This window comes from Frondihabitans sp. PhB188 (genome assembly GCF_003752365.1).
In the GTDB taxonomy this organism is placed as follows: domain Bacteria; phylum Actinomycetota; class Actinomycetes; order Actinomycetales; family Microbacteriaceae; genus Frondihabitans.
In genome coordinates, this window is record NZ_RJUO01000002.1 from 515,507 (window position 1) to 540,487 (window position 24,981).

Here is a 24,981-nt window from a genome sequence, read left to right on the forward strand (position 1 = left end):
TGTTAGGCTAACCATCGATGACCGACCCCAGTCCCAGCACCGGCGCCCTGCGCACGGTGCCCCATTCCCAGCTGGCGACCGACGTGCGCCAGGGCGTCCTCCGCCTCTCGCGCCGCCTCCGTCAGCAAAAGGCCGACACGCACGTCACCGACGCGCAGATGGCGGCCCTCGGCTTCCTGCTCCAGAACGAGCCCCTCACGATCGGCGCGCTCAGCGAGCACGAGGGCGTGACTCCCCCGTCGATGAACAGGACGGTCGGCGCCCTCGTCGAGCTCGGCTTCGTCGAGCGCGGCACCGACGACGACGACCGGCGCAAGGTCGTGCTCCGCACCACGCTCGACGGCGCGACGTTCGTCCTCGAGACGCGGCGCCGGCGCGACGAGTGGCTGGTGCCGCGGCTGGCCAGGCTCACCGCCGACGAGCGCCGATCGCTTGCCGAGGCCACGCGGATCCTGCGAGAGCTGGCTCGCGAGTGAGCGCGATGTTCAGCTCGCTCAGCCTGCACAACTACCGGCTGTGGTTCGGCGGGGCGCTCGTGTCGAACACCGGCACGTGGATGCAGTCGACCGCGCAGGACTGGGTCGTGCTCACCGAGCTCACCGACCACAACGCCACGGCGCTGGGCGTCACGATGGCGTTGCAGTTCTTGCCGCCGATTCTGATGATCCCGATCACCGGGCTCATCGCCGACCGCTACGACCGCCGCAGGATGCTGATGTTCACGCAGGCGGCCCTCGGCACGCTCGGGCTGGCGCTCGGCCTGCTCGTCGTCACGCACGTCGTCCAGCTCTGGATGGTGTGGGGCTTCGCGCTGCTGCTCGGCATCGTGCAGGCCATCGACGCGCCGATCCGCCAGAGCTTCGTCTCCGAGCTCGTGCCGCCCGAGAAGCTGTCGAACGCGGTGTCGCTCAACTCGGCGTCGTTCAACGGCGCCCGGCTGATCGGCCCCGCCGTCGCCGGCGTGCTCATCGCGACGGTCGGCTCGGGCTGGGTCTTCCTGATCAACGCGGCGTCGTTCCTGGCGGTCCTGTCGTCGCTCCGCTTCATCCGCGTGCGCGAGCTCGAGTTCAAGCCGAAGGTCTCGCGGGCGAAGGGCCAGATCAAAGAGGGGTTCCGGTACGTCCGCGGTCGCCCCGACCTGGTCGTCGTGTTCGTGATGATCTTCATCATCGGCACGTTCGGCATGAACTTCCCGATCTTCACCTCGACGATGGCCACGCAGGCGTTCGGCGTCGGAGCCGACGGATTCGGCCTGCTCACCTCGGCCGTCGCGGTGGGATCCCTCGCCGGTGCCCTGCTGTCGGCGCGGCGCGAGCGGCCCCGCATGCGGATCCTCGTGCTCGCCGCCGTCTCGTTCGGCGTCACCTGCACCGTGGCCGCTCTGATGCCGACCTACTGGAGCTTCGCCGCCGTGCTCGTCGCGGTCGGCCTGTCGTCGATCACCCTCATGACGACCGCCAACGGCACCGTCCAGCTCGGCGCGGCACCCGAGATGCGCGGCCGCGTCATGGCCCTCTACATGGCGATCTTCACGGGCGGAACCCCCATCGGCGCCCCGATCGTCGGCTGGGTCGCCAACACCTACGGCCCGCGCGCGGCCATCGGCGTGGGCGCCGGGGCCGGGTTCGCGGCGGCAGCCGTCGCGATCATCTGGCTCGTCCGGCGCCAGCACCTGCGCCTGCGGCACGACTCGGGCCTGCACTTCCGGGTGCGGCACGACGGCGACGGGCTGCCCCCGACCGGCCTGATCACGCTGCCGGGCCAGGCGATGCGCGACGGCGTCCGAACGGAGCTGGCGGCCGACGAGACGGTCGCGCGGCGGTAGCGGGGGCGCAGGAACTCGGCGAACGGCGGCGGGCCGCCAGTTCCTGCGCGCCTGCCCGATCGGGGGCCTGCCTCGTGGCGTCGGCGCCACCTAGGCTGGGGCGCATGCTCCGCGCCCGCCTCGCTCTCGCCGCGGCCGCCGTTGTCGCAGCCCTCGTCGTCACCACCGCCGGAGGGTGCTCGGCCTCGGTCGCCGACCCGCCAGCGACGATCGCACTCCCGCCCGTGCACGGCGCCGCCGACTACCAGCTCGGCGGCTCGTACACGCCGCCCGACGGGGTCACGGTCGTCACCCGCGACAGCACCTCGAAGCCGGCCAAGGGCATCTACTCGATCTGCTACGTCAACGGGTTCCAGACCCAGCCTGGCGTGAAGTGGCCGAGCTCGCTCATCGTGCACACCAAGTCGGGCAAGCCGCTGGTCGACCCGGGCTGGCCCGACGAGCACATCATCGACATCTCGACGCGCGCGAAGCGGCTCGAGGCGGCGACGATCGTCGGCGGGTCGACGAAGTCGTGCGCGACGAAGGGCTTCGAGGCCGTCGAGTTCGACAACCTCGACTCGTACTCCCGATCGAAGGGCGCGCTGACGCTGGCTCAGGCGATCGCGTTCGCGAAGCTGCTCGTGAAGCAGGCCCATGCCGACGGCCTCGCGGCCGGGCAGAAGAACACCGCGCAGCTCGGATCGCGCGGCAAGACGCAGATCGGCTACGACTTCGCGGTCTCGGAGGAGTGCGACACCTACGACGAGTGCGGCACCTTCACGACGGTGTACGGCTCGAACGTGCTCGACGTCGAGTACACCGACGACCTCCGGGGCACGTTCGCCGAGGTCTGCGCCCGCTCGGCCACGCCGCCGATGACGATCCTGCGCGATCGCGACCTGACGACGCCGAAGTCGGCCGACTACGTCTACGAGGCCTGCTGACCGTCGGCGCCCTGCTGCGCCGAGCCGCAGAGCCTCCGAGCCGCCGAGCCGCCGAGACTCCAGACGTGGCCCCTTTTCGATACCGAATCGGGGCCACGTCTGGAGTCTCGGCGGCTTCGGGGGCGGGAGCGGGGCCGAGGCGGAGGCGGAGGCCGCGGACTACGCCTCGCGGGTGATCTCGACGGTGACGAAGAGCTTCGACGTCCGCGATCCCCCGTACACCCCGCGCAACGGCGGCACGTCGTTGTAGTCGCGGCCGTGGCCGACGACGACATGCCGCTCGCCGATGTCGATGAGATTCGTCGGGTCGTAGCCCGACCAGCCGCCGCAGAAGTACTCGACCCACGCGTGCGACTCGCCGACGATCGTCTCGTGGAGCGGCGCGGCCGGCTTCGGGTGCAGGTACCCCGAGACGTACCGGGCCGGGATGCCCGCCGAGCGGAGCGCGCCGAGTGTGATGTGGGCGATGTCCTGGCAGACGCCGGCTCCCGCGGCCCAGGCGTCGGCCGCGGTCGACTTCACGTTCGTGACGCCCCGGAGGTACTTGACCCGGTCGCCGATCTCCTCGCCGATGCGCAGCGCGGCCTCGCAGGGCGTCGCCGTGTCGGCGACCGCCGCGGCGGCCAGCTCGACGACCTCGGGCGGCGGCGCCGTGAGGGGCGTCTGCTCGAGCTGCTCGACGAACTCCGAGCGGCGGGTGGCGGCGTCGTGGAGGTCGTCCCACGACAGGTCGTGCGGCAGGTGGGGCGAGGGGCGCACCTCGATGAGCGACGTCGCCGTCAGCGACAGCTGGCGGTGCGGCTGGAGCACCTCGAACGACGAGACGCGCGAGCCCCAGTAGTCGAGGTACTCGTGGGCGCCCGAGTTCGGCTCGATGCGGAGGTTCGACGAGAGCACGAACTGGTTCTCGGTCGACGCCGGCAGCATGCGCGCCTCGTTGTAGCTGGCCTTGGCCTCGCCCTCATACTGGAACCCCGTGACGTGCTTGATGCGGAGTCGGCTCACGAGCGCTCACCGACCCAGGTCGGCGCGGCGGAGGTCGGGAAGTAGCGCTGGCGGATCGCCTCCGATGCGGCCGACGTCGCGGCCTGCACGGCGTCCATGTGCGTCGGCAGGTCGTCGAGGATCTCGGCGATCGGCTTGTACTCGAGCTCGGAGCGCATCTGTCCGAGGATACGGACCCCGGCATCCGACGAGGCCGTCCGCGCCGTGTTGGGCTCGACCTCGCGCAGGCACGCTTCCGCCCGCGAGATCGCGAACAGCACGCTCCGCGGGAAGAGGCGATCCAGAAGCAGGAACTCCGCCGCGTTGCGTGCGCTCGGCACCCCGCGGTACGTGCGGAGGTACGCCTCGTACGCCCCGACCGACCGCAGGATCGTGGTCCACGACGGGCCCGACGCCTCGGTCAGCGTGCGCGTCGCCAGCAGGCGGGCAGTCATGTCGGCGCGCTCGATCGACCGGCCGAGGGTGAAGAACTGCCAGACCTCGTCGCGGCTCGTCGCCGACTCGATGATGCCGACGGCCAGCGCCGAGCGCTCGCGCACCCAGGCGAAGAACTCGTGCACCTTGTCGCTCGACACCTTGCGCGGCATCCGGGCACGGGTCGTGTTGAGGCACTCCCAGAGCTCGGTCGACACGATCTCGCGGGCCCGCCGGGCGTTCTCGCGCGCCGCTCCGAGCGAGTAGGCGATCGAAGCCGGGTTGTGGCGGTCGACGGCGAGCATCGACAGCACGTCGGCCCGAGTGATCTCGACGCCCTCGGGCGCCTCCGACCCCATGACCGAGAGGAGCGACCGGCAGGCGGCGTCCTCCTCGATCCAGGGGTCTTCGAGGAGCAGCTGGAGGTGCACGTCGAGGATGCGGGCGGTGCCGTCAGCCCTCTCGATGTACCGGCCGATCCAGAAGAGGCTCTCGGCGATCCGGCTCAGCATGACGTGCCTTCCTGTTGCTGCTGCTGTTCCTGGGTGACGTTGTGGGGTCCGGGAACCTGCGCTTGCTGCTGCTGCGACTGCTGGTCGCGCTTGGGGTCGTCTTCGGGCGAGTGGTCGGGCACGTGGTCGGCCGCGATGATCGGGATCGACGACGTGGGCGTCGCCTGCTCGCCGACCAGCTCGGAGACGCTGTGCCCCGCCACCCAGGTGCCGGCGTCGACGCCGACCACCCAGGTGTCCTTCGATCCGCCGCCCTGGCTCGAGTTGACGACGAGCTGCCCCTCGGGGAGCGCGACGCGCGTGAGGCCGCCGGGCAGCACCCAGACGTCGTCGCCGTCGTTGACCGCGAAGGGGCGGAGGTCGGCGTGGCGGGGCCGGAGGCCGTCGTCGACGAGCGTCGGGATCGTCGACAGCTGGACGACCGGCTGCGCGATCCAGCCCCGCGGGTCGTCGATGAGTCGAGCTCGGAGCTCGTCGAGCTCCGACTTGGACGCGGCCGGTCCGACCACCAGGCCCTTGCCGCCCGAGCCGTCGACGGGCTTGACGACGAGCTCGTCGAGCCGGTCGAGCACCTCCTCGAGCGCGCCCGGGTCTTCGAGGCGCCAGGTGTCGACGTTCGGCAGGATCGCCTCCTCGCCGAGGTAGTAACGGATCAGGTCGGGCAGGTACGTATAGACGAGCTTGTCGTCGGCGACGCCGTTGCCGACCGCGTTGGCGATGGTGACGGTGCCGAGCCGCGCCGCCATCAGGAGGCCCGGTGAGCCGAGCACCGAGTCGGCGCGGAACTGCAGGGGGTCGAGGAACTCGTCGTCGACACGGCGGTAGATCACGTCGACGCGCTGCGGGCCGGCGGTGGTGCGCATCCAGACGCGGCCGCCCGAGCAGTAGAGGTCGCGGCCCTCGACGAGCTCGACGCCCATCAGGCGGGCCAGCAGCGTGTGCTCGTAGTACGCCGAGTTGAAGACGCCGGGCGTGAGCACGACCACGGTGGGGTCCTCGACGCCGACCGGGGCGCTCTTGCGCAGCGCGTGGAGCAGCTTGTTCGGGTAGTCGCCGACCGGCCGCACCCGCATGGAGACGAACAGCTCGGGCAGGGTCTGCGCCATGACCCGGCGGTTCGAGATGACGTAGCTGACCCCCGAGGGCACTCGCACGTTGTCCTCGAGCACGCGCCAGGCGCCTGCCTCGTCGCGGATCAGGTCGATTCCCGACACCTGGATCCGCACGCCGTTGGCGGGGTCGATGCCGGCGGCCTGCCGGTGGAAGTGGCTCGACGACGTGATCAGCGACGCCGGAATGACGCCGTCCGCCACAGCGCGCTGCGGGCCGTAGACGTCGGCGAGGAACGCCTCGAGCGCCTTGACCCGCTGCTTGACGCCCTTCTCGACGTCCACCCACTCGGCCTGCTCGATGACGCGCGGCACCGCGTCGAGCGGGAACGGCCGCTCCTCGCCGGCGAAGTCGAATGTGACGCCCTGGGCGAGGTACGAGTCGGCGAGGGCGGCCGTGCGGCCCCGCAGCTCGTCTTGCGTCATGCTCTCGAGCGCGGCATGGATCTCGCGGTACATGGCGCGTGGACCGCCGGCGCGCAGGAACATCTCGTCCCATGCGCCCGTGGCCGCGCCGCCGGCCCTGCCGTGGCTGACGCCGGCATAGCCGTCGAAGAGGTCTCCCATGTGACGAACCTAGGCCGACGGTGTTGCGGGAGTGTTTCGGGCGCGGGGCGGGGGTGTGACGGCGTCCGGGCCGGCCCGGCGAGCGGGCAGGAACTCGCGGCTCGCCGGCGGGCTGCCCGTTCCTGCGCCCCCTCCGTGCGGCCCACGCACTCGCGATCGGCCCGGGTGCCATGCCGCGGACTGATGTGACGGCCGGATCAGGAGGCCCAGCCGCTACGCGGGACGCGGCGCCATCTCGCCGCGGAGCATCTCGAAGGGATCGGCGAGCTCGGGCGCGTCGGCCGGATCGAGCGACATCGCGTGCACTATCAGCGGGGGGAAGTCGGGGATCGCGAACTCCCCGTCGCGACTGGCGGACATGTAGCCGTCGATGTCGACGACGTCGAGCGCGGTCCCCGGGCCGAGCAGGAGGGCGTGGGAGGCGATGTCGCCGTTCTCCTCCAGCACCGGGACCTCCACCACCACGGCCACGCCGCGCCCGGCGACGTGGACCGCGTAGTCGAGCAGAGCGTCGGCCACGACGGCCGCGGTGACGAGCGAGCGGCCGCCGTAGGTGATTCGCTTCATCGTTCAGTTCTACGCGTTCGGGGCTGGCGCACAAGGGGTTGCGCGTACCCCTCGACCCGTCTACCGCGTGAGGTCGAGCGACACCGCCCAGAGGCGCTCGGCGGACGACGGGTCGACCGCGTACGCGGCGACGCCCGAGCGCGGGCCGTCGGGGTCGTGGGGCAGGGCCTCGTTGGCGTCTTCGAAGTAGCGGCCCGAGATGCCGTCCACCAGGGGCGATGCCGCGACGAGCACCGACGTCGACGCGCCCTGCTCCGTGGTCTTGAAGGCGGGATTCGGGGTGCCGTCTTCGGAGACCCAGCCGGCCTTCCTGGCGAAGTCGGGGTCGAGGTGCCGCTGCAGGTTCGTCATGATGCCGCCGGGGTGGACGGCGTTCGCGGTGATCCCGTCGTCGGCCCACTTCTGTGAGACGCCGACGGCGAAGAGCACGTTCGCGGTCTTCGACTGGCCGTAGCCGAGCCAGGGGTCGTACTCGCGGCGCTCGAAGGCGAGGTCGTCGAAGACCACGTCGGAGGCCAGATGCCCGGTGGAGCTGAGCGACACGATGCGGGCCCCGTCGCGGGCCGAGGCCAGCGCGTCGTGCAGGGCGACGGCGAGGGCGAAGTGGCCGAGGTGGTTGTTCGCGAACTGCAGCTCGTTTCCGTCGGGAGTGCGCTCGAACGGCGTCGCCATGATGCCGGCGTTGTTGACGAGGATGTCGAGCGGGCCGTCCCAGGCGTCGGCGAACGCGGCGAGCGTCTCGCGCTTCTGCAGGTCGAGGTAGCGGCTCGCGACCGTCGTGGACCCCGTGGTCGACGCGATGTCGGCCGCCGCCTCGGCCCCGGCGACCTCGTTGCGGACGGCCAGCGTGACGTCGGCTCCGGCGCCGGCGAACGCCCGCGCGGTCTCGATGCCGATGCCCGAGGCGCCGCCGGTGACGACCGCGCGCTTCCCGGTGAGGTCGATCCCCTCGAGCACTTCGGCGGCGGTGGACTTGGCCCCGAAGGGCGTCGTGAGGCGTGTCATGTCTGAAGGCTATGCCTGCCGGTGGAGGTGGAGCGCAGGAACGGGGTGCCCGAGCCCGCGTATCGCGCGGTAGAACGGTTATCCAGACCACACAGAGGGAATCCGCTTAGGAGGGAACCCGTTGACAGACCCCCAGCCGGGCCACGATCGCCCACCGGCAACTCTTGTCATCGCTGCGGCCCTGCTGGCCGTCGGCGCCGCGATCGGTGTCGTCTCAACAATCACAGCGGCCGCCTCGACGCCCGGGACTCACGTCGGCGCGCTGGCGGGCGGGTCGATCCTGCCCGCGATCCTGGTCGTCCTGGCCGTGTTCCTCTGGCGCGGCTGGGGGTGGCCGCGCTGGGTCGTGCTCGGTCTCGCGATCCCGACGGCCGGGAGCGCGGGGGCCTCGGTCGCCACCGATGTACTGCTGGCTCTGCTCGCGATCTCGTTCGTGTTCGGGTTCGTGCCGCCGTCGCGCAGGTTTCTGCGCGACCGGGCTACCCGACGACGGGCTCGGCGGCCCGGTGCGGCTGCTCTCCCGCCCGGCCGCTGACGACCCTCGGGTATCGCTGCGAGACTGCGGGAACGAGCACGTAAGCCGCTCACCCCAGCCGAAGCGCCGCGCGCGGGCACAGCGCGACCGCCTGGCGGGCTGCCCGGGCGAGCTCGGCGGGCACGGCGACGTCCGACCCCGGCCCGGTGCGCGCGAGCGGGTAGCCCCACTCGTCGCGGTCGAGCAGCTCCGGCAGGAGCTCGGTGCAGAGCCCGCGGCCGTCGCAGCGCGTCCAGTCGATGTGGAGCGTGCCGGCGCCCGCCGCGCGGGGCGCGGCGTCGACACCGGCCGCACGCGCGCCGCGCGCACCGACGGCCCGCCGCCCGAACGGCACGTCGACGCGGGTCACGACGTCACCACGCAGCGTCCGGCGAGGTGCTCGCGCACGTCGTCGGCGAAGACGGTGAGCGCGCTCAGGACCATGCGCGACGTTCCGTCGGGGTGGTGGCACGAGCCGCGCCCGGCGACCAGCCGCGCCAGCCGGTCGACCTCGCCGGGGAGCCACTCGGCCCGGTCGCGGGCAGCGAGGCGCCGCAGCACGTCGGCGAGCCGCGGCAGGCCGTTGGCGCACGGGCCGCACTGGCGGGCGGACTGGCCGGCCAGGTACGCCGCGATCTCTGCGGCGGCGTCGAGGCCGCATCGGTGCGTGCCGAGGGCCATGAGGATTCCGGCGCCGGGGGTTGCGCCGAAGGGCGCGAGTTCCTGCATCGACAACCGGGTGGAGAGCGCCGACGCCGGGACCCAGGCGCCGTGGTAGCCGCCGACCAGCACGGCTCGGAGGCCGTCGACGGAGGCTCCCGCGGCGCCCAGCGCGTCGGCGAGCGGCACGCCGCCGGGCACCTCGAAGACGGCCGGCACCGGGAGGTCGCCGCTGAGCGAGACGAGGCGCGTGCCGGGGTCGTCGGGGGTTCCCGCCTGGCGAAACCAGGTGGCCCCGAACCGGGCGAGCAGCGCCACGTGGGCGAGGGTCTCGACGTTCTGCACGAGGGTCGGGGCTCCGCGCAGGCCCGCATCGGTCAGCCGGGCGGGGTGGTCGCGCGGGATCGCGGGCCCGCCGCCGACCGCGCTGACCACGGCCGACGCCTCGCCTGATAGGAACGTGTCACGGGCGGCGACCAGACGCACACGGCCCGCGTCGGGACGCTCGGCGATGGCCCGCGCCACCGGCTCGAACGACGAGGCCGGTGCGTAGAGCACGACGTCGCCGGCGCGGATCGTGGCCGCTGCCAGGAGGAGCCCGTCGAGCACGAGATGCGGGGCGCTGCGCAGGAGAGTGGCGTCCTTCCTGCTGAGCGGCTCGCCCTCGGCGCCGTTCGCGATGACGACCGCGGGTCCGCGCTTGGAGGGCACCGACTCGGCCGCGGCGATGAGCTTGCGCCAGGTCGGGAACGCGGCGCCGCCCCGCCCCGTCAGGCCGGAGTCATCGAGCTCGGCGATCAGATGGCCCTCGTCGAAGGCGGCGGGCATCGGGCCGAACGCGGCGAGGTGCGACGCGAGGTCGGGTGCCGGTGCCGCGAACAGGCGTCGTACCCCGGTGGGGCCGGCGACGCTGGTGCGGATGGGCTGGGTCATGGTCATGAGATCTCTCCGAGTCGAACTCCGCGGAACTCGACGTAGCGCGACGACAGCCGCCAGCCGAGGGCGACCAGCACGGCGAGCACCGAGGCCCCGGCGAGCGCGAGGAACCAGCCGTCGGTGCCGTTCGTGCCGTTGCCGACGGCGTGCGCCAGCGCGATCGGCCAGAGCGCGTAGGCCGACCAGTGCAGGGCCTTGAAGACGCGGGGCCCGAGCCGGTTGCGGAGGAGGCTCGTCACGACGATCACGCCGGCGAGGTCGAACGCGACCGTGCCGAGGCCCTGCCAGAACGGCCGGTACTCGCCGAAGAACGGCACCACCAGGTCGAGCAGGTTCAGCTGCGCGTACGGGTCGAAGAACAGCGTGCTCATGTGCACGAGCAAGAAGAGGGTTGCCGCGAGCGACACGTTGCGGTGCACGAGCGTCACCGAGAAGCGCGGGAGTCCGGGCAGCGGCCGGCCCGACCGGGTGATGATGCCGAGCACGATCGACCCCGTGAACAGCACGAGCGCGGCGATGCCGGTGCCTCGGCCGATGGCCCAGAGGGCGTCGTCCACGTCAGCTCGCCCAGCGGTCGGCGTGGCGGTGCGGAGCGGTCTCGTCGTCGGGCCAGCCGTTCAGGTGCACGACGTCGCCGTGCGTGTCGACGAGGCGGGCCGGCATGCCGCGGCGGTTCAGCCAGTCGATCGCGCGGCGCCCCTTGACGATCGCGGCCGTCGAGAGGGTGTTCGCGTGGAAGCAGTCGGGCGCCGCGACCGTGACGCTCCGCCAGACCGGGGGCACCGGCAGGCCGAGCCGCGGGTCGAGGATGTGGTGCACCTGGCGGCCGTCATGCACCCACCGGCGCTTCTGCGTGCTGGAGGTGGCGACCGCGAAGCCGTCGGAGACGGTGATGCGCGACACCGGGTCGTCCGCGAGATCCTGCACCGTCACCTGCCAGCCGTCGCCCAGCGCCCGCCCGGCCGTGGCGATGTCGCCGCCGAGGCTGACGAGCACGCCGCACTGCAGCTCGGAGGCGATCGCCGTCGCGCAGAGGTCGGCGGCGACGGCCTTCGCCGTGGCGCCGAGGTCGAGCCGGAGGGGCGCAGGAACTGTCAGAACCCGCCCGTCCAGCCGCACGCGCGACCAGCCGGGCTCGCGCGGCACCGCCACCGAGATCGAGAACGACGCCTCGTCGCCGTGCTGGGCGCGGGGCAGCATCCTGACGTCACGGTCGTAGCCGAGGCCGTCGAGCACCCCGCCGAGCGTGGGGTCGACGTCGCCGTCGGTGACGCGGGCGGCGAGCAGCGCCTGGTGCACGAGCGCCGCCAGCATGTCGCTGACCTCGACGCCCTCCCCGGCGCGGTCCTGGATCCGCCGGACCTCCGAGTCGGCGCGGAACCGGCTCGCCGCCATCTCGACGTCGGCCAGGATCCGGTCGGCGATCTGCCGGGCGCGGGTCAGCGCCACGGCGTCCGTGACGACGATGCGCGCCGTCGTGCTCCACAGCGGCCACTCGGTCGCGGCCGTGAGGGTCGTGGCCGCCTGCGGGGAGTACTGGGTCATGGCTGGTCCTTCCGTCGGGACCTCCACTGTCGCGGCCGCACCTTTCGGCCTGCCCTGTCGTCGCCCTGCGGTTCTTATGAGGACCCGGAATGCGCCCTGGGCGCCAGTGGCCTACTGTTGCACGCACCATCACGAACAAGGGGGATCACATGAGCGACGCACGGACACCGGACGACGACGGCAAGCCGGCCTACCAGAGCGGGCCTCCGGCAGGCGGAGGACAGCCGCCGGCATACGGACAGGGCTCCGGCCAGCCGCAGGGCTACGGGTCTCCGCAGCCGTACGACGGGCAGCAGGGCTACAACCCGGGTGCCGTGCGCCAGGGCACCTCCCCGATGGCCATCGTGGGGTTCATCCTCGCCTTCCTCGGCGTGCTCAGCGTCGTCGGGCTCATCCTGTCGATCATCGCGTTCCGCACCGCGCCCCGCGACGGCCGGCCGCGTGGCCTCGCCACGGCCGGCATCATCATCGCGAGCGTCGTGCTCGCGCTCACGATCATCGGCGGGATCATCGGCGGCATCGCGATCGCGGGCGTCGCCGCCAAGTGCGCCGACCTCGGTCCGGGCACGCACCAGGTCAACGGCGTGACCTACACCTGCTCGTAGCCAGCCTCCTGCAGGTGGCGAGACTCCAGATTTGGCCCTTGATCGGCTCCGCCGAGGGGCCACCGCTGGAGTCTCGCCGTGCCCGCGGACGGCCTTGGGCTAGGAGCCGGACGACGTCGCGTCGGAGGAGCCCGACGACGTGCCGCTGCTGATGCCGGACGACGAGCTCTCGGACGACGAGGTGTCCGACGGCTCGGTGGAGGCTGACGATGACGCGGAGGCGGAGGCGGAGGCGGACGACGAGCTCGACGGCTCGGCGGAGGCCGAGTCGGTCGCCGTCGACGAGGTCGACGCGCCCGGCGTGGTGGCGGCATCGGCCGACGCGTCGGCGCTCTGGTTGAAGACGGCGATACCGCTGACGGCAGCGATGACGACGCCCACGGCCCCGACGACGGCGGTCACGGCGCGGGCGTTGCGGATCCCTCTGGCGCGGATGTTCATGCGGCCCTCTCGGTTCGTGGCTTCCTGACGTGTCAACCATCGGGGCCGCGGCTTTCGACGGGCTGGACGCCGGCGATGCGATTGCCCTGCGCCCGCACAGACGACCGGGCCCCCGCAAGAGCGGAGACCCGGCCGACCGTACTGACCTGTGCCCTACTTGACGGCCTTGACGACCTTCGCCACGCCACCGGTCGAGAGCACCTTCACGGTGCCGTTCTTGTTTACCTGGACGATGGCGCTAATTGCCTTCGCGAGGTTGAGCCGCTCCCACGAGCCGGTCGCCTTGCGGGTCTGGTCGAGCGGGAAGCCCGAGGCGATCTCGGTCTGCGCGAGCACCGAGGTGCGCTGGGCGTCCGTCAGCGTCGGGTAGGCCGTGAGGAGCAGGCTGCTCGCACCCGCCGGCACGGACGCCGCTGCACCGGTGGCGCCCGTCTTCGGGAAGGCGTACGTCAGGCGGTCGGTGTAGACGTTGACGGCCGAGCGGCGGTCGGTGACGATCTGCGCGGTTCCGCCGGGCATCTTCTTGCCGCCGTAGGGGTTGTCGGCGTACGACTTCTGGGTCTTCAGCGTCTTGGCGAGAGTGGTGTGCGTCTGCGACTTGATGTACGCGACGAGCTCCGCGCGCGCGGGAGCGATGACGCCCTTCACGTAGGCGGCGTCCGACATGCGGGTCGCGAGAGCGGCCTCGCCCGAGATGCGGCCTCCGACGATGTCGAGCGGGTAGTGCACGCCGAGCACGATGCGGTTGTTGCCGGCCTCGGAGGTGCGGGCGAGGATCTCGGGGGCGAGCTCGGGCAGGAGCTCGGCCAGCGAGAGTCCGGCCTGGTAGGCCGTCGTGGTGTGACCCGACGGGTACGAGCCTCCGGTGCAGATGCCCACGGTGCCGTAGCCGGCCGACAGGGCGACGTCGCTGTTCGAGAACTCGTGCGTCGCGTCGACCGTGTCGGCGACGCGCTTGATCTTCAGGTTTCCGGCCGCGTCGGCGTAGCTCTTTCCGGTGCGGTTGCTCTGCACTGACGACGCGTTCACCGTCGCGGGGGCGCAGCCGGCGGCGTCGCCCGACACGGCGGTCGAGCTCGCGTCGCTGGGGAGGTAGGGGCGCGGGTAGCTGAAGGCGGCCTTCGGCACGCTGGTGCCGACGTAGGCGCCCGAGGTGCCCGTCGACGAGTTGACCAGCGCGGTGGTCAGCGGCAGGTCGCCGCTGACGGTGCCCTTGACGTAGAGCTTGGAGATGACCGAGCCGAGGCCGTCGGCGATCGAGACCGACTGGTCGTAGGCGGTGCCGTCGCTGGTCTGGTACTCGGAGTTCTGCAGGGCGCGGAACTGCTGCTTCGCCGTGGCGTTGTTGTTGATCCAGACGGCGAGCCTGTCGTTGAGGGCGAGTGTCGCGTTGTCCTCGACCGAGCCGTGGAGGTCGTTCTTGCCGTCGGAGGTCCAGAACTGGTTGTAGCCGGTCAACAGCGGGGTGAGCGCCGGTGCCGTGGTGTCGCTGGGGTACGAGGTCGCGGCGGTGGCGGCGATCGGGGTCGCGACGAGGGCGACGGCGGCCAGTGCTGCGACGGCGGCCGTGCCGACGGCTCGGCGGGTGGGGCGAGTGCGCATGTTCTTCTCTCTGATCTCGGCGGAGGGTGCCGAGAGAAACCTAGGAAGCCCGGATAACGAACAGGGGTCACGAAGGTGAACAACCTGCGCAGCCTGCAAAACGGCAGAGGGCGCAGGAACTGCCGCCGCCCCTCCTGAACCGGCAGGCTACGCCGCGTCGACCCGCCCCGCCGCCCGCGACCGCTGCCAGAGGCCGAGCATGCCCCGCGCGTTGTGAGTCATCGCCATGTAGTGGCCGATGATGCCGAGCAGGAAGAGCACGAATCCGACGCCCACGAACACGCGGTACACCGACGGCACCGCCATTCCGACCAGCATCAGGAACAGCCCGACGAACAGCAGGGTGGTGCGGACCTTGCCGATGAACGAGACCTTCACGTCCGGGGCGCCGTTGAAGGCGGCCACCGCCCAGATCCCCATCAGGACGTCGGGGATCAGAAGGATCACGACCGTCTGCCACGGGACGATCCGCGCGGCGACGAACGAGACGCCGACGATCAGAATGGTGAGGCGGTCGGCGACGGGGTCGAGCCACGCGCCGAGGACGCTGGTCATGTGGAAGCGTCGGGCGACGAACCCGTCGACGAAGTCGCTGAGGAAGACCACGAGGAGCACGACGATGGACGCCCAGTAGTGCTCGAGCACGAGCAGGATTCCGAACACCGGCAGCAGGAGGATCCGCACCGCCGACACGGCGTTCGGGATCGTCCGCCATTCGTCCTGCTGGAACAGCCGGTACCGCAGCGAGCCGATGACGCCCTTGGCCGGCGGCATGGTGCCGGCTTCGGCGCCGTTGCCGATCACCGCGCGCTGATCGTCGGCGGGCGCGCGCTTCTGCACGATGCGCACGATGATGACGATCACCGCGACGACGAGGACCGCCCCCAGCACCAGCCAGCCGGCCGAGCCCAGGTACTTCTGGATCACGTCGAGCGACGACCGCACGAGGTAGCCGATGCCGACGTAGAGGGTCGACCAGGTCAGGGCGCCGAGGAGCGAGGCCGGAAGGAAGGCGAGGTAGGGCACCTGGGCGACGCCGGCCGCGGCAGGAGTGAGAGTCCGGACGACCGGAACGAGCCGCGTCAGGAAGACCGCGAGGGCGCCGCGCTTCTCGAGCACCCCGACGGCGCGGTCCCAGTTCTTCGTGCCGAGCTTCTGGATCAGCTTCGTCTCGCGCATGCGGGGGCCGATCCGGCGGCCGATCGTGTAGCCGACATGGTCGCCCAGCGATCCGCCGACGGCCACGACGACGAGCATCACGAGGACGGCGGGGACCGACTCGAACGTCGCCGCCAGGATCGTCACGACGGTCTCGCCCGGAACGAAGAAGCCGAGGCCGAGCCCCGACTCGAGGAAGGCGAACGCGAATCCGAGGCCCCAGACGAGCGTCGTCGGCAGCTGGCTGGCCGAGTCGGTCAGCCACTGGATGAAGTCGCCGAAATCCTGCATGCGACCTATGGTACCGATCGTCGCGGGCGCATCCGGTCCACCGCGACGGAGGCCGCTGGCGGCACCTGGTCGAGGTGACGACTCCGGATTCCGACGATTGTCGGCCACCCGGCTGTCGCACTCGCCGTACCGTTGAACGACGGCCACGAGAGGACCCAACATCGAACACGTCGACACGCTGATCGTCGGGGGCGGCGCGATGGGCTCCGCCACAGCCTGGGCCCTCGCCCGACGCGGCCGCGAGGTGCTCCTCGCGGAGCGCTTCGAGCCCGGCCACGCGATGGGCGCCTCGCACGGCGAGTTCCGCAACTTCAACGTCGCCTACTCCGAGCCCGACTACGTGGCCATGCTCGTCGAGGCACGATGCCTGTGGGAGGAGCTCGAGGCCGCCTCGGGCGCCGAGCTGCTCGACCTCGTCGGCCTGGTGAACCACGGCGAGGGCCCGGGCAACGGCGACGGCGAATCGCGGGCCTCGTTCGACGCGGTGCGCGCGGCGCTGGCCGGGACGGGCGTGCGCTCCGAGTTCCTGCGCCCGGAAGAGGCGCACGAGCGGTGGCCCGGAATGCGGTTCGACACGCGCGTGCTGTTCTCGCCCGACTCCGGCCGCGTGCGCGCCGATGCCTCGGTCGCGGCGCTGCAGCAGGTCGCGACGTCGCTCGGCGCCGAGGTCAGGCACGCGACGCGCGCCGTCGACATCCGAGTGGCCGACGACCACGCCGACGTCGACCTCGAGACCGACGGGCGGGTCGCCACCGTGCGAGCCCGGTCGCTCGTCGTCACGGCCGGCGCCTGGACCGAGAAGCTGCTCGGCGACCGGATCCGGCTGCCGCGACTCGTCGTCACGCAGGAGCAGCCCGCCCACTTCGCCCTCAGGCCCGCGCTCGGGGGCGACGCCTGGCCCTCGTTCAACCACCTGCACGACCGCTCGAGCGAGTCGGGCGACTACTGGTACTCCGACGTCTACGGCATGCTCACGCCCGGCGAGGGCGTCAAGGTCGGCTGGCACGGCACCGGACTGGTGACAGACCCCGATGCTCGCACCTTCGAGTCGGAGCCCGTGCAGCTCGAAGCCCTCCGGCGGTACGCGGCGGACTGGCTTCCGGGCGTCGACCCCGACGACTTCGCCGAGATCAGCTGCACCTACACGTCGACTGACACGACCGACTTCGTGCTCGACCGCGTCGGCCCGGTCACGGTCGGCGCCGGCTTCTCAGGGCACGGCTTCAAGTTCACGCCGACCGTGGGCCGAATTCTCGCCGACCTCGCGACGGCGGGCGATCGCCCGCCGTCGCGCTTCGCGCTGGCGCGCTAGCTACTTCCGGCCGAGCACCCCGAAGCGGAAGCGGTTCGACGCGTCGAGCGTCGAGTCGATGCCGGTGATGTCGGTCCCCGAGACGGCGACGAGCTTGCCCTGCAGCAGCGGCAGCGTCGACAGCACCTCGGCGGCGCGGGTCTGGGCCTCCTCGATCAGGGTGGTCCGCTCGGCGGCGTCGGCCTCGACCTTCTCGCCGGCGATCAGCTCGTTGAGCTTCGCGTCGCGCGCCCCGTTGTTGATGAAAGCGGGCGACGAGGCCGGGTCGTAGATCACGTTGAAGTAGTTGTCGGAGTCGGGGTAGTCGGCCGACCAGCCGAGCTGGAACTGGGGGTACTCGGCCGCCGAGATGTCTTTCAGGTACTGCTCCCACAGGGTCGACTGCGTGGTGGCGGTGAACAGGCCGGAGGCGTTGAGCTGGTCGGCCAGCTCGGAGTACTCGTCCGACGACGAGGCGCCGTAGTGGTCGGTGTTGAACTGCAGCTTGACCGGGACCTTCGCCGTGATGCCGGCGGCCTTCAGCACGGCCTCGGCCTTCGCGACGTCCGGGCCGCCCTCACCGTCGCCGTAGGCGGTCTTGTAGGCGTCGGTCGCTCCGGCGAGGCCCGCCGGGATCACCGAGTAGAGCGGCGAGAAGGTGCCTTTGTAGACGTCCTTCGCGAGCGCAGCCCGGTCGACGACGTCGGCGATGGCCTGGCGGACGGCGAGAGCCTTGGCCTTGTCGGGGTCGGACGACTTCGTGCCGAACGCCATGGTGTCGAAGTTGAAGACGACGAAGCGCATGTCCGAGCCGGGCCCCGTATGGATCGTGACCTTGGAGTTCTTCTGGAGCGACACGATGTCGGTCGGCGAGAGGGCGCGCGAGGCGATGTCGACCTTGCCGTCGGCGACGTCGAGCCTGAGGTCGGTGGCGCTCGTGTAGTACGTGACGAGGATGTTCTTCGTCTTCGGCGAGCCGAGGACGCCGTCGTAGTTCGTGTTGGCCACGTAGTCGGCGATCTGCGACGGGGTGTACTGCTTGAGGCGGTACTGCGCCGAGAAAGGGTTCCCCGCGACGATCGTCGCGTCGGCGGTCAGCTTCGTCGCCGAGAAGACGTCCTCGTCGACGATGAAGCCGGCGGGCGAGGCGAGCACCTGCGGGAAGAGCTGGTCGTCGCCCTCCTTGAGCGTGAAGACGACCGTCGTGTCGTCGGGAGCGGCGACGCTCTCGACGTTCGACAGCAGGGACGACGGGCCGTTCGCGTCTGCGATCGAGATCATGCGGTCGAACGAGAACTTGACGTCGGACGACGTCAGCGCGTGGCCGTTCGAGAACTTCTCGTCCGAGCGAAGCTTCACCGTGTAGGTCGTCGGCGTCGTGAACTCGGCCGACTCGGCCAGGTCGGGAACCGGCGTCGTCGTGCCCGGCTTGAAGTTGAGGAGCTCGCCGTAGACGTTGGTCTGGATGGCGAACGACCCGGTATCCCACGAGCCGGCGGGGTCGAGGGCGGTCACCTTGTCGGTGGTCCCGAGGGTGATGGTGTCAGACGAGCTGTCGTCGACGGAGTCGGAGGAGACGCTGACGCAGCCGGAGAGGACGGCGAGAAGCGCTGCTCCGACGAGGGGGACGGCGAGCCGGGACTTCAGTCGCATGAAAGGGCCTATCGATCGGTGGTGGGGAGGTGTGCCTGCTGTGGCGAGGTGGATCAATCGGTGAACGCGTGCGCGACGCGGTCGCCCTCGGACGCGATGAAGGCCTCGATGGACTCCTCGGTCGGGAAGTCGGCCTGCGGGAGGCGGTCCAGACGGAAGGCCGCGACATCGGCGATCGGGTCGTCGGCGCCGGTGACGATGTCGGCGAGGAGCCGGCCCATCCCGGGTCCGTTCATGACGCCGCTCTCGTTGTCTCCGCCGAGCGCCCACAGGCCGTCGACACCCGGGACCTCGCCGACGTAGCCGCGGCCGTCGGCGGTCCAGACGGGCTGACCCTGGATGACGGTGACGACCTCGACATCGGCGAGCACCGGGAACACGTGCTCCATCACGGGCTGGTGCACCCGGAGGGCGTCGACGAGCACGTCGGCACGGGGGCGTCCGACGGCGACTCCGGTGTCGACCCCCGAGGCGCGGAGCAGTCGCGAGCTCCGATAGCCGGGGCCGGCACCCCACGAGAACGACCCGTGCAGGTTGCGGAGCCACATCGGCCCGAGGTCCCGGCTCTGGATCGTCGGCATATCGGCGGCGAGCCCGGCATCCGCCGTGACGAACCGCGTGGCCACCATCGGCAGCAGCGGGAGCCGGGTGCCGAGGGGTTCGAGCAGAGCGTTCAGCCACGCTCCACCTGCGAGGACGACAGCCTCGACGGGGAGGTCGCCGACGGACGTGCTCAGGAGGGAGACACGCCCGTCGGCCGTCTGGAGGGCGGTGACGCGGGCACCGTAGACGATCTGCACGCCTTCCGCCTCGAGCAGCGCGGTCAGGACCTCGACGACGCGAGAAGTGGTCACCTGGCCGGCTCTGGGCATGAAGACGCCGCCCGTGATCGCGGCGCCGTCCACCGCGCCTCCGGTGAGGCTCACGACGTCGGCGGCGCTCAGCACCCGGGTGCCGGGATCGGCCAGGGGATGACCGGCGATTCCGGCCGCCGACTCCGCGAGGAAGGACTCGGTGGTCGCCATGACGATGTTGCCGTGCTCGCCGAACTCGATGTCGTGGCCGTCGGAGTGGAGCCGCCGGTAGAAGTCGAGCGAGTAGTGCGAGATCGGCACCGCGAACGTGCCGCCCCGGCGGCTCTCGTCGGCGGCGGCAGGAAGCACGAACCCGGCGCCCGCCGGCGTCGTGCCGTGGAGGGCGGGCCCGGCATCGACGACGGTGATCTCGCGATAGCCCGCGAGATGGAGGTGCCAGGCGGCCGAGAGGCCGAGGATGCCCGCGCCCACGACGTGCACAGAGCCACGAGCCGCGGCGGCAGGGTTCGGTTGATCGATGGGCATGCTCGATGCTATTCGGCGGCCGGAGCCCAGTCGGTCGGCACCTGTCGCGGATGTGGGGTCGCTACCTCGACACGTGTCGCGACCGGCAGAGGTCAGCGCCGCCGCGAGTACTGCGTCAGCAGCATGCCGTCGGCGTTCAGCACGTGGTCGAGCGTCATCGCCCGCAGGTCGATCGGAGCGGCGCCGGCGGCGCGGTGCGTGATCCGGGGGCCGGAGCCGCCCTCGAGCGCCGGGCTGATGGTGAGGCAGAGCGCGTCGAGCACGTCGGACTCGATCAGGGCGCCGAGCAGCGACGGCCCGCCCTCGCAGTGGATCTGCGTCAGGCCGCGCGCGACGAGCACCTCGACGAGACGCCGCGGCTCGACCGTGTCGTCGCCGCAGTCGACCACGTCGGCCACCTCGGCGAGCGCCGCACGCCGATCCGCGTCGGCCGAGGCGGCGGTCAGCACGAGCGGTCGCACCGGCGCCTTCGCGAACACGTCGGAGGACGGGTCGAGGTCGAGGCGCCCCGTCACGATGGCGAAGGCGGGCTGGGGCGCGAGTTCCTGCGCCCGCCGCCACTGCTCGGCCGACGCCGGCAGGCGCATCGCCCCGTACCCCTCCGAGCGGATCGTGCCCGCAGCCACCACGACGACGTCGCAGAGCTGCCGCAGCAGGTCGAACACGCGCTTGTCGGCCGGGCCGCCGAGTGCGCCGGAGAGCCCGGACGCCGTCGCGGACCCGTCGACGCTCGCCACGAAGTTCGCGCGCAGCCGCGGCACGGAGCGGTCGGCCGGCGCGTACAGCGCCAGCAGGTCGTCGTCGCTCAGGTCGTTCCCCGGTGTCGGGAGCAGCGCGTCGATCACAGGTTGTGCACCGGGTTCGCCGGCTCGCGCCAGCCCAGCACGGCCTCGACCATGCGCATGGCGTCGACGGACTCGCGCACGGCGTGCATCCGCACAATCCGGGCTCCGAGCATCGCGCACACGGTCGCTGCGGCGATCGAGCCGGCCAGCCGCTCGGGCTTCTCTCGCTCGAGCGACTCGCCGATGAAGTCCTTGTTCGACACGGCGGCCAGCACCGGCAGGCCCAGCGTCGTGAACTCCGCCAGCCGGCGCGTCAGCTCGAGGGTCTGCACCGTGCTCTTGTTGAGGTCGTGCCCGGGGTCGACGATCAGGCGCTCCTCGGGGATCCCCCGCTCGAGAGCGAAGTCGACACGCCCGCGCAGGAACTCCGCCACCTCTCCGCCGATGTCGTCGTAGTGCGGGCGGGGCACCGGCTGCCGCGGCGCAGCCAGCGAGTGCGTGACGACGAGGGTGGCGTCGCTGGTCGCGACCACGTCGGCGAGGCGCGGGTCGGCGAGGCCGGTGGTGTCGTTGATGACGCTGGCGCCCGCCGCGATCGCCGCCTCGGCGACCTCCGGTCGGAACGTGTCGACCGAGATCACGACATCCGACTGCTGTGCGAGCGCCTCCACCACCGGCACGACGCGCCCCGCCTCCTCGACTGCTGAGAGCTCGGGCCCCGGAGCGAACTTGACGCCGCCGATGTCGACCCAGTCGGCGCCGGCCGAGGCGGCGGCGACCGCCGCCTCGACGGCACGGTCGAGCGCGAATGTGGCGCCCTGGTCGTAGAACGAGTCGGGCGTGCGGTTGACGATGGCCATGACGGCGATCTGGCGGTCGAAGTCGAAGGTACGGCGGCCGATGCGGCGGACCGGGGTCGAGATCGCCGGCAGCCGGAACCCGGGCGCGGCCTCGAGCGAGGTCACTCGACCCCCTGGCCGATGAGGGCGATGGCCTCCGCACGACCGGCGGGGTCGCCGAGCACGCCGCGGCTCGCCACCGTGACCGTCGAGCTCTGCGTCTGCCGCGAGCCGCGGGTCGTCACGCAGCCGTGGACCGCGTCGAGAACCACGAGGACGCCTGCCGCGTCGACGGACGACGCCAGCGCGTCGGCGATCTCCTCGCCCAGGCGCTCCTGCAGCGTGGGGCGGGACGCGAGCGTGTCGACCAGCCCGGGGATCTTGCCGAGCCCGACGATCTGCGTGCCGGGCACGTAGGCGACGTGCGCGACGCCCAGGAACGGCAGCAGGTGGTGCTCGCACACCGCCCGGAACCGGATGTCGCGCACGATGACGAGCTCGCCGAGCTCGCCGGCGTCGGCGGGGACGACACTGGCGCCCATCAGGGCGCTCACGTCGACCCCGAGCCCGGAGAAGAACTCCTCGTAGGCGTCGGCGACGCGGCGGGGAGTATCGGCGAGGCCGGGCCGGGCGGGATCGTCGCCGATCGCGCTCAGGATCTCGGCAACCGCCGCCTCGATTCTCGGCCGATCGAACTGTCGCGTCATCTCTGCGCTGTACCCCTCCGCGTACCCCGGTGCTTCGGGGTGCTCGGGCGGAACTTTACCGCGCGGTGCCGACAGCGACCGGAGCGTCCCCTCACGACTCGAATCGGTCGAGCGTCAGCCACAGGTGCAGCGCCAGTCGGTCCCTGCCGCGGTCGAGGCTGAGACCGGTGGCCTGCTCGAAGCGCGCGACGCGGTAGTAGAGCGTCGACCGGTGCAGATTGAGCTGGTTCGCCGTGACCGATGCGCTCCCCGCGTTGTCGAGGTACGCGAGGAGCAGGGCGCGGGTGTCGCCACTCTGCTCTGCCAGCAACGTCGCGAACGGCTCCGGAAGGACCTCGAGGTCGATCCCGCCTGGCGTGATGGCCGCGACGAGCGCGCTCGCGCCGAGACGGGACCACAGCCGGAGCGGCTCGGCGTCCGCGCGTGCGGCCCGAACGGCCACGGCGGCCTGCCGAGCGGAGAGGTGCGCCTCGTCGAGCGCGGTCACCGCTCCGCCGACGCCGACGGTCGACCCCTCGGCCACGTCCGGGTCGGTCCGGGCCAGGGCGTCGCGGACCCGCGCGCCCACGATCTCGGCGTCGCCATCGGCGGGTACGGCCGACCAGCCGATGAGGGCGGCGGCTTCCCGCTCGCCGACGGCGACGGCGTAGGTGCCCGGCGGACGCGTCGCGAGCCCGGCTCGGAGGCCTCGCGACAGGGAGGCCGATAGCGCCTGCCTCGCCGCCGACGGATCCGGACCCGGCTCGACCGCGATCCGCACGACGCTCAGCGCCGGGAGGGTGTCGATGCGGCTCAGGTCGCCGCCGTCTCCGGCTCGGACCGCGTCGAGGGCGGCGGACCGCTCGGATGCCGACGGCGAGACGAGAGCGCGGACGAGCCTCTGCAGGTGGCGATCGACGCCGGCCCTGGTCTCGGCGTCGCGCGACAGGCGGGCCTCGAAGCGCGCCGCCCCGTCGGCGATGAGCGACAGCTGGTCGTCGGTGAGGTCGCCGTCGTCGATGACCCACAGGAATCCGAGCAGCTCGAGACCTGCGCGCAGCGGCACGCACCAGCGGGTCGCGAACGGGTCATCCCGGGTGCCGGCCACGTGACCCGGGGTCCGCCACGACGGGACGCCGAGGCGGTGCAGGTGCGAGGCGACGCCGTCCGGCACGCGCCGGTCGACCAGCGATTTGAGCCGGAGGTCGTCCTCGTCGCCGAAGTGGGCGCTGGACCGGACGAGGCGCAGCTGAGCGTCGTCGACCGCCACGGACCGCTGGATGCTCAGCGCGAGGGAGTCGACCATCGCCTGCAGGTCGTCGTCCACCCGTCAAGGCTAACCAGCGGCCGTCGAGCCGCCGCCCGTGTGACGCCGCCTTACGCCGAAGCCGGGCTCAGCCCCGGAGCCGCGCTCAGCGCCCGAGCCGCGATCAGCGCCCGAGCACCAGCTCGTCGAGGAACCCGCCCGAGAACTTGCCGTCGGGGTCGTGCTTCGCGACGAGCGCGCGGAACTCCCCGAGCCGCGGGTAGCGCTCTTCGAGCTCGGACGCCGACACCGTGTTCACCTTGCCCCAGTGCGGGCGCGGGGTGAACGGCCGCAGGACCTCCTCGATCTGCGGGATCAGCTCGGCGACCTCGTCGACGTGCTTCGCCCAGGTGAAGTGGATGCAGAGCGAGTCCTGCCCCTGCGTCTCGCTCAGCCAGAAGTCGTCGCCGGCGACGGCGCGCAGCTCGGTCACGAGCAGGTGCGGCTGGATCTTCGCGGCCAACGTGCGCACCGCCTGGATCGCGGCGGCGCCCTCGTCGAGCGACACGAAGTACTCCGTCTGGATCTCCTCGCCGTTCGAGGGGTTCCGGTCGATGCGGAAGTGCGGCAGCCGGTCGACCCAGGGGCCGACGGAGCCGTCCATCGGAGTCGTGTTGTCGTCCTCCGACACGAAGGCGACGCGGTTGTCGTTGTGCTTGCCGCCGAACAGCTCGTCGGGCATCTCGACGTCGTCGACGCCCTCGGGGATCCTGGTCTTCACCCACATCTGGGTGATGTCGTCGCCGTAGACGGTGAACAGGCTGACGCTGTACGCGCAGCTCATGATCTCCCGCAGTCCCGCACCCTCGAGCGACGACCACGGCACGCCGAGGTAGACGTCCTGGCGCACGCGGTAGCTCGGCTCGACGTCGAGCGTGACGCGGCTCACGATGCCGAGCGCGCCGAGGTGGATGACGCTGCCGGCGAAGTCGGCGTCGCCGCGGGTGACCGTGCGGACCGACCCGTCGGCCGTGACGAACTCCAGGGCGCGCACGGAGGTCGCGAGCGACCCGTTCGCCGCGCCTGACCCGTGGGTTCCCGTCGCCGTCGCCCCGCCGACGGAGATGTGCGGGAGCGAGCCCATGTTGTGCAGAGCGAGGCCCTGCCGCTCGAGCTCGGTGGCGACGACGGCGTAGCGGGTTCCTGCGCCCACTGCGACCGAGGTGCGGTCGTCGCTGACGACGATGTCGGCGGGGATGTCGATCGGCGACACCAGAACGCCGGGCCCGTCGGCGACCGAGTTGAACGAATGGCGTGTGCCCAGTGCTCGCACACGGGGCTCGGCGGCCACGATCGTGCGCAGCTCGTCGACGGATGTGGGATTCAGGATGCGCGAGGCACCGTACACGTGAGTGCCGGCCCAGTTCTGCTCGCGTTCGGCGGTGAACGTCATGCGGAG

The 24,981-nt window shown here is 71.7% G+C and carries 25 protein-coding genes; 6 read left to right on the forward strand and 19 right to left on the reverse strand.

Annotated elements, in window-relative coordinates:
• Positions 1 to 17: 17 nt before the first annotated feature.
• From EDF46_RS07305 to EDF46_RS07315, 3 genes are all read left to right on the forward strand, one after another.
• On the forward strand, positions 18 to 476 hold the full coding sequence (locus EDF46_RS07305) for a MarR family winged helix-turn-helix transcriptional regulator (RefSeq protein WP_123505609.1): 459 nt from the start codon (positions 18 to 20) through the stop codon (positions 474 to 476).
• Complete coding sequence (locus EDF46_RS07310) at positions 473 to 1,825, forward strand: MFS transporter (RefSeq protein ID WP_123505610.1); 1,353 nt, start codon at positions 473 to 475, stop codon at positions 1,823 to 1,825. Before EDF46_RS07305 ends, EDF46_RS07310 begins: the two co-directional genes overlap by 4 nt.
• Positions 1,826 to 1,929: 104 nt before the next feature.
• Positions 1,930 to 2,751 (forward strand): endo alpha-1,4 polygalactosaminidase, encoded by an 822-nt coding sequence (locus EDF46_RS07315; protein WP_123505611.1) that lies wholly within the window; start codon positions 1,930 to 1,932, stop codon positions 2,749 to 2,751.
• Positions 2,752 to 2,910: 159 nt separating this feature from the next.
• Here EDF46_RS07315 and EDF46_RS07320 read toward each other — a convergent pair whose 3' ends face one another.
• The 5 genes from EDF46_RS07320 to EDF46_RS07340 form a co-directional block, all read right to left on the reverse strand.
• On the reverse strand, positions 2,911 to 3,756 hold the full coding sequence (locus EDF46_RS07320; RefSeq protein WP_123505612.1) for a transglutaminase family protein: 846 nt from the start codon (positions 3,754 to 3,756) through the stop codon (positions 2,911 to 2,913).
• On the reverse strand, positions 3,753 to 4,682 hold the full coding sequence (locus EDF46_RS07325; protein WP_123505613.1) for an alpha-E domain-containing protein: 930 nt from the start codon (positions 4,680 to 4,682) through the stop codon (positions 3,753 to 3,755). The genes EDF46_RS07320 and EDF46_RS07325 overlap by 4 nt, the downstream gene beginning before the upstream one ends.
• Entirely contained in the window at positions 4,676 to 6,358 is a 1,683-nt protein-coding gene (locus EDF46_RS07330; protein WP_123505614.1) for a circularly permuted type 2 ATP-grasp protein, read from the reverse strand. The genes EDF46_RS07325 and EDF46_RS07330 overlap by 7 nt, the downstream gene beginning before the upstream one ends.
• A gap of 213 nt (positions 6,359 to 6,571) precedes the next feature.
• Positions 6,572 to 6,925 carry a hypothetical protein gene (locus EDF46_RS07335; RefSeq protein WP_123505615.1) on the reverse strand — a complete coding sequence of 118 codons (354 nt, stop codon included), beginning with the start codon at positions 6,923 to 6,925 and terminating at the stop codon, positions 6,572 to 6,574.
• 60 nt (positions 6,926 to 6,985) lie between these two features.
• Positions 6,986 to 7,930 (reverse strand): SDR family NAD(P)-dependent oxidoreductase, encoded by a 945-nt coding sequence (locus EDF46_RS07340; protein WP_123505616.1) that lies wholly within the window; start codon positions 7,928 to 7,930, stop codon positions 6,986 to 6,988.
• 121 nt (positions 7,931 to 8,051) lie between these two features.
• Here EDF46_RS07340 and EDF46_RS07345 point away from each other — a divergent pair, with 121 nt between their 5' ends.
• Complete coding sequence (locus EDF46_RS07345) at positions 8,052 to 8,465, forward strand: hypothetical protein (RefSeq protein WP_123505617.1); 414 nt, start codon at positions 8,052 to 8,054, stop codon at positions 8,463 to 8,465.
• 49 nt (positions 8,466 to 8,514) lie between these two features.
• On the opposite strand, the gene EDF46_RS07350 is transcribed toward EDF46_RS07345, so the two are convergent.
• Genes EDF46_RS07350 through EDF46_RS07365 form a run of 4 tightly spaced genes read right to left on the reverse strand, consistent with a single transcriptional unit; the run spans position 8,515 to position 11,585 of the window.
• Complete coding sequence (locus EDF46_RS07350) at positions 8,515 to 8,814, reverse strand: ferredoxin (RefSeq protein WP_233579924.1); 300 nt, start codon at positions 8,812 to 8,814, stop codon at positions 8,515 to 8,517.
• Positions 8,811 to 10,043 (reverse strand): NADH-ubiquinone oxidoreductase-F iron-sulfur binding region domain-containing protein, encoded by a 1,233-nt coding sequence (locus EDF46_RS07355; protein ID WP_123505618.1) that lies wholly within the window; start codon positions 10,041 to 10,043, stop codon positions 8,811 to 8,813. The genes EDF46_RS07350 and EDF46_RS07355 overlap by 4 nt, the downstream gene beginning before the upstream one ends.
• Positions 10,040 to 10,597 carry a ferric reductase-like transmembrane domain-containing protein gene (locus tag EDF46_RS07360; protein ID WP_123505619.1) on the reverse strand — a complete coding sequence of 186 codons (558 nt, stop codon included), beginning with the start codon at positions 10,595 to 10,597 and terminating at the stop codon, positions 10,040 to 10,042. The genes EDF46_RS07355 and EDF46_RS07360 overlap by 4 nt, the downstream gene beginning before the upstream one ends.
• 1 nt (position 10,598) lies before the next feature.
• On the reverse strand, positions 10,599 to 11,585 hold the full coding sequence (locus EDF46_RS07365; RefSeq protein ID WP_123505620.1) for an FAD:protein FMN transferase: 987 nt from the start codon (positions 11,583 to 11,585) through the stop codon (positions 10,599 to 10,601).
• Between the two features lie 149 nt (positions 11,586 to 11,734).
• Between EDF46_RS07365 and EDF46_RS07370 the strand changes: the two genes are divergently transcribed.
• Positions 11,735 to 12,190 carry a DUF4190 domain-containing protein gene (locus EDF46_RS07370; RefSeq protein ID WP_123505621.1) on the forward strand — a complete coding sequence of 152 codons (456 nt, stop codon included), beginning with the start codon at positions 11,735 to 11,737 and terminating at the stop codon, positions 12,188 to 12,190.
• 99 nt (positions 12,191 to 12,289) lie between these two features.
• Here EDF46_RS07370 and EDF46_RS07375 read toward each other — a convergent pair whose 3' ends face one another.
• The 3 genes from EDF46_RS07375 to EDF46_RS07385 all read right to left on the reverse strand — a co-directional run bounded on the left by EDF46_RS07375 (position 12,290) and on the right by EDF46_RS07385 (position 15,682).
• Entirely contained in the window at positions 12,290 to 12,631 is a 342-nt protein-coding gene (locus EDF46_RS07375; protein ID WP_123505622.1) for a hypothetical protein, read from the reverse strand.
• 153 nt (positions 12,632 to 12,784) lie between these two features.
• The gene (locus tag EDF46_RS07380) at positions 12,785 to 14,233 is read right to left on the reverse strand and encodes a phosphatase PAP2 family protein (RefSeq protein ID WP_123505623.1); all 1,449 of its coding nucleotides are present in this window, start codon (positions 14,231 to 14,233) and stop codon (positions 12,785 to 12,787) included.
• Between the two features lie 147 nt (positions 14,234 to 14,380).
• Entirely contained in the window at positions 14,381 to 15,682 is a 1,302-nt protein-coding gene (locus EDF46_RS07385) for a CDP-alcohol phosphatidyltransferase family protein (RefSeq protein WP_123505624.1), read from the reverse strand.
• Positions 15,683 to 15,863: 181 nt separating this feature from the next.
• Here EDF46_RS07385 and EDF46_RS07390 point away from each other — a divergent pair, with 181 nt between their 5' ends.
• Positions 15,864 to 16,994, forward strand: a complete 1,131-nt coding sequence (locus EDF46_RS07390; protein ID WP_370454076.1) for an FAD-dependent oxidoreductase — start codon at positions 15,864 to 15,866, stop codon at positions 16,992 to 16,994.
• Here the strand turns inward: EDF46_RS07390 and EDF46_RS07395 are convergent, their stop codons facing one another.
• From EDF46_RS07395 to EDF46_RS07425, 7 genes are all read right to left on the reverse strand, one after another.
• Positions 16,995 to 18,626, reverse strand: coding sequence for an ABC transporter substrate-binding protein (locus EDF46_RS07395; protein WP_123505626.1), 1,632 nt, complete (start codon positions 18,624 to 18,626; stop codon positions 16,995 to 16,997).
• 53 nt (positions 18,627 to 18,679) lie between these two features.
• A complete protein-coding gene (locus EDF46_RS07400; RefSeq protein WP_123505627.1) occupies positions 18,680 to 19,966 on the reverse strand; it encodes an FAD-binding oxidoreductase in 1,287 nt (428 codons plus the stop codon).
• Positions 19,967 to 20,058: 92 nt separating this feature from the next.
• Positions 20,059 to 20,811 carry a pyrimidine reductase family protein gene (locus EDF46_RS07405; protein ID WP_233579926.1) on the reverse strand — a complete coding sequence of 251 codons (753 nt, stop codon included), beginning with the start codon at positions 20,809 to 20,811 and terminating at the stop codon, positions 20,059 to 20,061.
• Positions 20,808 to 21,716 (reverse strand): dihydropteroate synthase, encoded by a 909-nt coding sequence (gene folP / locus EDF46_RS07410; RefSeq protein ID WP_233579927.1) that lies wholly within the window; start codon positions 21,714 to 21,716, stop codon positions 20,808 to 20,810. Before folP ends, EDF46_RS07405 begins: the two co-directional genes overlap by 4 nt.
• Complete coding sequence (gene folE, locus EDF46_RS07415) at positions 21,713 to 22,297, reverse strand: GTP cyclohydrolase I (protein ID WP_123505628.1); 585 nt, start codon at positions 22,295 to 22,297, stop codon at positions 21,713 to 21,715. Before folE ends, folP begins: the two co-directional genes overlap by 4 nt.
• Positions 22,298 to 22,388: 91 nt before the next feature.
• On the reverse strand, positions 22,389 to 23,603 hold the full coding sequence (locus EDF46_RS07420) for a CdaR family transcriptional regulator (RefSeq protein ID WP_123505629.1): 1,215 nt from the start codon (positions 23,601 to 23,603) through the stop codon (positions 22,389 to 22,391).
• A 103-nt stretch (positions 23,604 to 23,706) separates the two neighbouring features.
• The gene (locus tag EDF46_RS07425) at positions 23,707 to 24,975 is read right to left on the reverse strand and encodes a D-arabinono-1,4-lactone oxidase (protein WP_123505630.1); all 1,269 of its coding nucleotides are present in this window, start codon (positions 24,973 to 24,975) and stop codon (positions 23,707 to 23,709) included.
• Positions 24,976 to 24,981 lie beyond the last annotated feature (6 nt).